This window comes from Polynucleobacter sp. (genome assembly GCF_040400325.1).
Lineage (GTDB): Bacteria > Pseudomonadota > Gammaproteobacteria > Burkholderiales > Burkholderiaceae > Polynucleobacter.
In genome coordinates this window covers 1-7,908 of sequence record NZ_JBBAQK010000026.1, presented here as the reverse complement: position 1 = coordinate 7,908, position 7,908 = coordinate 1, and the positions used below count along the sequence as shown (strand labels likewise).

At 40.1% G+C, this 7,908-nt stretch carries 9 protein-coding genes; 7 read left to right on the top strand and 2 right to left on the bottom strand.

What is annotated here, in order from left to right; translation table 11 throughout:
- The first annotated feature begins 123 nt into the window (after positions 1-123).
- The 5 genes from ABWP14_RS11205 (at position 124) to ABWP14_RS11185 (ending at position 2,809) form a co-directional block, all read left to right on the top strand.
- On the top strand, positions 124-339 hold the full coding sequence (locus ABWP14_RS11205; protein ID WP_353203056.1) for a hypothetical protein: 216 nt from the start codon (positions 124-126) through the stop codon (positions 337-339).
- A gap of 36 nt (positions 340-375) precedes the next feature.
- On the top strand, positions 376-1,599 hold the full coding sequence (locus ABWP14_RS11200) for a glycerophosphodiester phosphodiesterase family protein (RefSeq protein WP_353203055.1): 1,224 nt from the start codon (positions 376-378) through the stop codon (positions 1,597-1,599).
- Complete coding sequence (locus ABWP14_RS11195) at positions 1,574-1,930, top strand: c-type cytochrome (protein ID WP_353203054.1); 357 nt, start codon at positions 1,574-1,576, stop codon at positions 1,928-1,930. The genes ABWP14_RS11200 and ABWP14_RS11195 overlap by 26 nt, the downstream gene beginning before the upstream one ends.
- A gap of 391 nt (positions 1,931-2,321) precedes the next feature.
- Positions 2,322-2,531, top strand: a complete 210-nt coding sequence (locus ABWP14_RS11190; protein WP_353203053.1) for a TA system antitoxin ParD family protein — start codon at positions 2,322-2,324, stop codon at positions 2,529-2,531.
- Positions 2,531-2,809, top strand: coding sequence for a type II toxin-antitoxin system RelE/ParE family toxin (locus ABWP14_RS11185; protein ID WP_353203052.1), 279 nt, complete (start codon positions 2,531-2,533; stop codon positions 2,807-2,809). The genes ABWP14_RS11190 and ABWP14_RS11185 overlap by 1 nt, the downstream gene beginning before the upstream one ends.
- Before the next feature lie 196 nt (positions 2,810-3,005).
- Here the strand turns inward: ABWP14_RS11185 and asd are convergent, their stop codons facing one another.
- Positions 3,006-3,890, bottom strand: a complete 885-nt coding sequence (gene asd, locus ABWP14_RS11180) for an archaetidylserine decarboxylase (RefSeq protein WP_502930181.1) — start codon at positions 3,888-3,890, stop codon at positions 3,006-3,008.
- A 54-nt stretch (positions 3,891-3,944) separates the two neighbouring features.
- On the opposite strand from asd, the gene ABWP14_RS11175 reads away from it, so the two are divergent.
- Positions 3,945-5,618: an aminotransferase class III-fold pyridoxal phosphate-dependent enzyme gene (locus ABWP14_RS11175; RefSeq protein WP_353203050.1), complete on the top strand. Its 1,674-nt coding sequence runs from the start codon at positions 3,945-3,947 to the stop codon at positions 5,616-5,618.
- Here the strand turns inward: ABWP14_RS11175 and ABWP14_RS11170 are convergent.
- Positions 5,613-6,260: a hypothetical protein gene (locus ABWP14_RS11170; RefSeq protein ID WP_353203049.1), complete on the bottom strand. Its 648-nt coding sequence runs from the start codon at positions 6,258-6,260 to the stop codon at positions 5,613-5,615. The genes ABWP14_RS11175 and ABWP14_RS11170 overlap by 6 nt on opposite strands.
- Before the next feature lie 145 nt (positions 6,261-6,405).
- On the opposite strand from ABWP14_RS11170, the gene ABWP14_RS11165 reads away from it, so the two are divergent.
- Positions 6,406-7,647 (top strand): glycosyltransferase family 4 protein, encoded by a 1,242-nt coding sequence (locus ABWP14_RS11165; protein WP_353203048.1) that lies wholly within the window; start codon positions 6,406-6,408, stop codon positions 7,645-7,647.
- Positions 7,648-7,908: the final 261 nt, after the last annotated feature.

The window sequence follows — 7,908 nt, the reverse complement described above, 5'->3', positions numbered from 1 at the left end:
GCCATAGAAGGTAGCCGTTTATTGGCTTTGCGGGTGAGTAATAATTCACAAAGCAGGAATAATCAAAGTTTAATGATTTTTATGTCTATAAGATCTGTCATATTGTTTTTATAAAATAAGTACATGCAATTAAAAGTAATCGATAGTTTTTTAGCTAAAACAGTTCTGGATGATGATGTGATTGGACTAACGCCATTAAAGGCGGGGCGATATCCAATCAAAGCGATTGAAGATGAGCAATATGAAGTTGCCAAATCTAATGCAACAATCTGCTACCTCACAAGCCAAGAGCTTGAACAAATCATTAAGTCAAAAGCCGCTGTGATTATTAATGAGTAATAATTCACTCATTCTAAAATTAAATTGTTGATTTTTATGTTAAACAGCAGAATAAAAGTTGCCTTAGTTGCCCTAACTCTGCTTTTTATTAGCCTCTCGGTATTTGCCCAAAATATTCAATACGGAGTCAGGCCCTATTATTTAATTGATGCTATGAAAGAGGGTCCCTTAAAAAGTAAGTTAAAAAGTTGTGTTAACAATACCCCTCATCGCACATCATTTTCAATAGCCCACCGTGGCGCTCCTTTGGAGTTTCCAGAGCATACAGTTCAGTCAAATAAGGCTGCCGCATTGATGGGGGCTGGTATTTTTGAATGTGATGTTACTTTTACTAAAGATAAGCAATTAGTTTGTCGTCATGCGCAAAATGATTTACAGGGATCAACGAATATCTTGTTAACTAATTTGAAAGAGAAATGTACAAAGCCTTTTATCCCAGCTAATAGCGGAGAGCCGGCGGTAGCGGAGTGTCGTACAACCGATATCTCGCTAGAGGAATTTAAAACCCTACGTGGCAAGATGGATGGATTTAATAAAAATGCCAAGGATATTCAGTCCTACATGGCAGGTACACCATCTTGGAGAACCGAATTGTATTCTGAGGCAGGCGGTACTCTATTGACACATCAAGAATCTATCGCTTTATTTAAACAATTTGGCGGTAAATTTACTCCTGAGCTTAAAGAGGCAGTGGTACCCATGCCCTATTTAGGCTTTACCCAAGAGCACTATGCACAAGCTCTCATTAATGAGTATAAGCAGGCTGGGGTCTCTCCTAAAGACGTTTTTCCACAATCATTTAATTTAAATGATGTGATGTACTGGATTCAAAATGAACCAGAGTTTGGAAAGCAGGCAATTTATTTGGATGGTAGATACGAACAGAAAGAATTTAATGCTGCACAGCCTGAAATGCTAAAGCCAACCATGCAAGAGCTTTATACGAAAGGGGTGCGATATATTGCTCCACCTATATGGGTGCTTCTGACCATAGGTAGCAGAGGAGAAATTATTCCATCAGATTATGCCAGGGCGGCAAAAAATGCGGGATTGAATATCATTACATGGACCCTTGAACGTGATGGACCGATGAATAAGGGTGGTAGTTGGTATCATCAATCAATAAAATCAGCCATTTACACTGATGGCCAAATTTATGAAGTTTTAGATGTGCTTGCTAAGCAGGTTGGTGTTAAGGGGGTATTTTCAGACTGGCCTGCAACTGTTACTTACTATGCAAACTGTATGGGACTTAAGTGAGTGCTTAAATGAATTGACAGCAGATCATTTGTATATTGATAACTGTAGCGCCTGTCATCAGAGCAGTGGTAGGGGAATTGTGAATGTCATCCCGCCTCTTGATGGGAATCCGGCAATCCTTGCACCAAATGGAGCTGACATCATCAAGGTTGTAATTCACGGTATTAATGCTAGGAATGGTTATATACCAATGCCTGCTTTTGCATCGAAGTTAACGGATGATGAAATTGCCACAATAGCTAACTATGTCAGAACCAGTTGGGATAATTCTGCATCAGCGAATGTGACTGCTGCACAGGTGAAGACAGTCAGGGCAAATCCAGGACCATGAACTACCTTTAGATTGTGATGATCAAATGTTTGCGCAGGACTCATAATCCTTTGGTCCCAGGTTCAAGTCCTGGTGGGCCCACCAGTAAAGCAAACCCTCACCAGCAATGATGGGGGTTTTGTCTTTTTGGCGTTACTTTAAGTAACGTATAAGCATGGCGAGCTAAACTAGTAAAAATATATAAAATTCTTAAAAGATTGAGAATATGTCTTGGATTGCCCCATTTGAAAAAGATATAAATAATACGGCGTAAGGCTGCTGATAACTATCCCAGTAAGAAGCGGGCTCAAAAACAGCAATTGGCTGCTTAGAATGGTTAGTGGACTTTTTATAAAAGGTTCCAAAAAGGAGCTTATATTGCTATAATGGAACCACCTAACGGAGAGCTATCATGTCTATTAACGTGAAATTGTCAGAAAAACTAGTTGAGCAAGCCAAAGTGTTTGGAAATATTGAGCATCGCTCGGTACCCAAGCAGATTGAGTATTGGTCACAAATTGGCAAGATTGCCCAAGAAAATCCAGACTTACCTTTTTCTTTGATTCGTGAAATTTTGGTTGCAGATCAAGAACCAGTCATTGGTGAATACGTTTTTAGTTAATGCGTTTACTCATTACGGCCAGTTTTGCAAAGGCCACAAAAAAACTGCACGCCCCACAAAAAGTAGAGTTAGATGCTGCGCTCAAATTTATTTCCAAAGATCCCATCATTGGTGAGGCAAAAGTAGGAGATTTACTGGGAGTGTATGTTTATAAATTCAAACTTTCCCAGCAACAATGTTTATTAGCATATCGAATTGTGGATCAAGAAAGTATTAAGCTTTTAACGTTTGGCCCACATGAAAATTTCTATCGAGATTTAAAACGTCAAGGCGAATAGCGCTTAGCTTGCCAAAGCATTCCTTAAGTAAGGAGCAATATCACCTTGAACACTGACTACACGTAGACCCCCTTTTTATAAGGGTCTATCGTGGGCTTCTGCTCTCATAATCCTTTGGCCTCAGGTTCAAGCTCTGGTGGGTCCACCAGAAAAGTAAACCCTCATCAACAGTGGTGGGGGTTTTGTCTTGTGAGCGTTACTTAAAGTATTGAAATAAAGCTTCACCCATACGAATGTGGTCCCCCAGATTTAAGCTTGGTAGCAAGCGATAATTTTTTGGAGCAAAAACAATAATAGTTGAGCCGTGCTGAAACCAGCCCAATTCCTCTCCGCGAGTGACGGCAACGTCGCAGTCAATCTCATTAGAGCCTTTGTACTGTAGATGGAATAGTAGATTAATGCAGTGCATGCGAATGCTGGCAACAAGAATGGCTGCTACAGGCACTAGAGTCAGAGTAGTATTTTGAATCCCTTTATCGGATTGATCTATTTCACATTCAATAACAGCCCTTTCATTTTTGCAAAAGAGTCGTTCAACTCGTTTCAGTGCAATTGGGTTTACATTCCAAGTATCACCGGAGATATAAGTAATTTTTCTAATTCGCATTGCTGACGGAGCATGAAAGCGGTGGTACATGCTTGAGGTGAGTCGTAAGGTTACATATTCACATCCCTCATAGCTCTTTGCTAGGTCCTTATTGGGCATCAAGTCATTTAAGGCATAAGGAAAGCCTTTAGCTTGAAAAATTTCTCCATTGCTGACTTGACCGAATGCCCCAATAAGAGCGTCACATGGGCTTACTAGATAACTTAAGTCTTGGTTGATTGGTCTTGCGTTTGACTTCAATTCACGAGTAAAACACGCGTGCATACTTTTAAAGTGCTTGTTTTTTGCCTCTGACAAGTCAAGAGCAGAAAAGAACTTCCAAACATTGATCGATATATAGGCAACAACTGGATTCTCAATTTGACTAAACCAGCCCATAAAACGCGTTAGTCCGATGCGAGGAATACGATTTGTCAGTAAGAAGTTGAGATCTTCCTGAGACAATATGTTTTGGATGATTTTTTTCACTGACATAATCTTGTCAAATAAATAGAGTAAAAGTGATTAAAACAATTAATAGGAGTATCTATGGATGGCTGGATAGCAATAAGTATATTCGGTGCAGTATTTGGAATATGGATTACTAGGAAGTCTTATGTAAGACTTCAACTTTCTAAGGCTAAACATCCCTCTTTAGCGGGACATTCTCGTATGGCAAAGAGAGTGGCTCGTTTGATCCCTTATTATTCTTTCAATAAAAACTCCTTTTTTCAAGTTGACGGGGCACCAGACAATATTGCATCTTTGAGAGAAATTGGATTTATGCGTCTGTCGCAGATCTATCAAGAGCGCTTTAAAAAATCAGTTAGCCTGACAAATCAAGCAGCAGAAACCATATCAGATTTGCAATTTACGGGTAGGTATCGGGTACCATTTCAATTTAGTAACTTTGTAAGTAAGCATCTGAAATCAGGTAGCTTTATGCAGTCTTCGTCCGGAGTCACAATGACGGACTTAGATGGCAATACTTTTTACGATTTAACTGGATCATATGGCGTTAATGTTCTGGGAATTGACTTTTACAAAAGAGCGATTGAAGAAGGTGCTAAACGTGTTTCTGAGCTTGGCCCTGTTTTAGGTTTTTATCATCCAATCGTTGCGGATAATGTCAAGCGCTTAAAGGCTCTATCGAAGCTAGATGAAGTATCCTTTCATATGTCTGGCACAGAGGCTGTCATGCAGGCGGTACGCTTGGCTCGTTACCATACAAAAAGAAGTCATGTAGTACGGTTTAATGGTGCGTATCACGGCTGGTGGGAAGACGTGCAGCCAGGCATAGGCAATCCACTGCCTCCTAGAGAAACTTACACTCTAAAAGAAGCAGATCAAGATACCTTACGCGTGCTTCGCAATCGGAAGGATATTGCTTGCGTATTAGTTAATCCCTTGCAAGCAATGAATCTGAATAAGGGGGCTCCTGGCGACTCTTCCCTGCTTGATAGTTCAAGAAAAGCCCATTACGACCGTGCTTTTTATACCAAATGGCTTCAAGAGTTAAGAGAAGTCTGTTCAGAAAAAGGAATTATTCTGATTTTTGATGAGGTGTTTGTAGGATTTCGTTTGGCTCAGGGCGGTGCGCAAGAATACTTTGGTGTGCGTGCTGATATGGTGACCTATGGTAAAACTTTAGGCGGTGGTTTGCCGATTGGGGTAGTGTGCGGACGAAGTGATTTAATGAAGCGGTTTAGGGAAGAAAAACCAGCTGACATCTGCTTTGCACGAGGGACGTTTAACTCCCACCCTTATGTAATGGGAGCTATGCAGATATTTCTAGAGCAACTTGAAACTCCAGCAGTCAAAAAAATATATGAAAATTTAGACCAAGTCTGGGATCAACGCGCTAAAAATTTGAATGATCAATTGATTTCAATGGACCTGCCAGTCAGAGTCGTCAATATGTCTAGTATTTGGACTGTTTATTTTAATGAGCCAAGTCGCTATAACTGGATGTTTCAGTACTACTTGAAGGAGCAAGGCCTAGCTCTAAGTTGGATCGGTACTGGAAGATTTATTTTTAGTCTTAACTATACCGATTCAGACATGCAAGTGGTACATGATCGCTTTATCGCCGCAGCTCAGTCCATGAAGCAGGATGCTTGGTGGTGGAATGAAGTTAGTTTAAGCAATAAAGCGATAAAGTTTCAAATTATTAAAGAAATGCTATTCAGAAAAAACCCTAGATTACAAGCTTCAACTTCATGATGGCTTGATTGAACTTAGATTTTCCTCATCGTACTCAATGTGCTCCATGGGATCTATAAGCTGCCCACGCAGTAAATAGAGCGGGGAGGTGGCATAAATTTTTGCATCATGGAATGGGTCTGTGAGAATTTTGGTCATCCAAGCAAAAGCAGCCTCAACATCATGAATGAAGAAAAGATGGAAAGTGCGGAAAAGCACGCCACCAACACCAAGCCAGAGCCATAAGAGACCAGTTTGTCGGATAAACCCTTCGGTGTTCGTGAAGGTATTCAGGGCAACAAATTTTTGTAAGAATACGGGATTGAAATACACCAATACCGGAATTGCAGCCCAAATGGCTAGAAGAACAATTTTTCTATTGAGGTTGTAGCCTACTTTGATTTCTTCTTTGTATTCATGAGTGGCTTTATTAACCTCGTCATATCCTTTTGGCTCAAAAAAGAAATGTCCACTTTGACGAGTTGTCATAGCAACTAACCAGGCGAGCAATGAGGCTGCGATGGGATCAGTAAAAAGTAAAAAGTAGGCAGTTAAGAAACTCAGAGCACTAACAAGGTGTAGTGATTGATTGATGCGGCTATGGTGATAGTAGCGATGATCATCCCAGCGCTGTTTTTTTAGGGTTTCAAAAAATTGAATCAATTTTGGATCCTCTGAATATTGAAGTGCTACATTACAAAAATGTGAGTATCATTATATTTACAACTTATTTGTGACAACTTTAAGACATATAAAAAAATACGCTTTGTCATAAAACTGTTATTTTCTTCGAGAATACTCAGCACTGATGACTTCAAACGCCATGGGAATAAACAGCAATCAAAACCTGAATGTTTCAGTTAAGGTTGCTATTGTTACGGAAACCTATCCTCCAGAGGTTAATGGGGTTGCTAGTACGATCGCTCGATTCATTAAGGGTCTGGCGAAGCTGGGGCATGACATCACGCTCATCCGGCCTCGTCAGGGATTAAAAGATAAACCCAAAAATGAACCCCATTTCAAAGAAATACTGACACTAGGAATGCCTATACCAGGTTACAGCTCGCTAAGGATGGGCCTCCCTCAAAAAAATATGCTGTTAAAGCAATGGACATCTGATAGGCCCAGTCTTGTCCATATTGTTACCGAAGGTCCTCTGGGTTGGTCAGCGCTAGAGGCGGCTAAAAAATTAAACATTCCTATTTGTTCGGATTTCCGAACGAATTTTGATGCCTATTCAACGCACTATGGGATGAGCTTCCTCAAAAATCCTATTCAAAGGTATCTTCGTTATTTTCATAACAATAGCAACTTCACAATGGTGCCAACTCAGGAACTCAAAAATCAGTTACTCAGTAATGGATTTGAGAGGCTCAAAGTATTGGCTAGAGGAGTAGATACTGAATTATTTAATCCATCTAAGCGTTGTCAAGAATTGCGAGATCATTGGGGAGTTAAGGACCATGAAAAAGTCGTCCTATGTGTAGGTAGACTTGCTTCAGAGAAAAATCTTCAAGTCACTGTAGAAGCATTTAAGGCAATGTTACAAGTTAATCCAAATCTGAAAATGGTATGGGTTGGTGATGGTCCTGAAAAAGGGTCTTTGAAGTTAAGTTGCCCTAATAGCATCTTTACTGGGGTGCAGAGAGATGAAGCACTTGCAAGCCATTATGCTAGTGGCGATATCTTTTTATTTTCGAGCCTGAGTGAAACATTTGGTAATGTAACGATCGAAGCGATGGCTAGTGGATTAGCCGTCTTAGCATATGACTATGCAGCAGCTCGGCAATTTATAGATCATGGTGCCAATGGATTTTTAGCCAGTCCGAATGAGGCCAACTCGTTCATTGCAGCAGGCCTTGAGCTAATAAAAGAGGATGTTAATTTGGAAAATTTGAGGATCCAGGCAAGACAAACAACCCTAGAAATTTCATGGGATCAAGTAACTAAAAAATTAGAAAACAATTATCACGATTTAATACTACATTCCCACTCAAAAGATAAAATGGCATCATCACCCGTTTTAAGAGAAATTTTTATTAAGCAATAAATCATATTTTCTATACGATCGCTTTCTCACAGTATTTATCCGCATGTAGCAACAATACTTCATGAGGCACCATTAGAAATCATTGTGTCTGCGGTTGAGGGGGCAGCAGCGGACAATCAGGTTGCACCTAAGCTAATTTGGAAGAACATTAATCGGTGGGCACATGAAATGCATTCACCAAGAGCAGTCTGGGCTTAATTGGTCCGTACCAACCTTCGGGTTGGTATTTTTCTACTTTAGATTACTTAAAACAATCTGTAG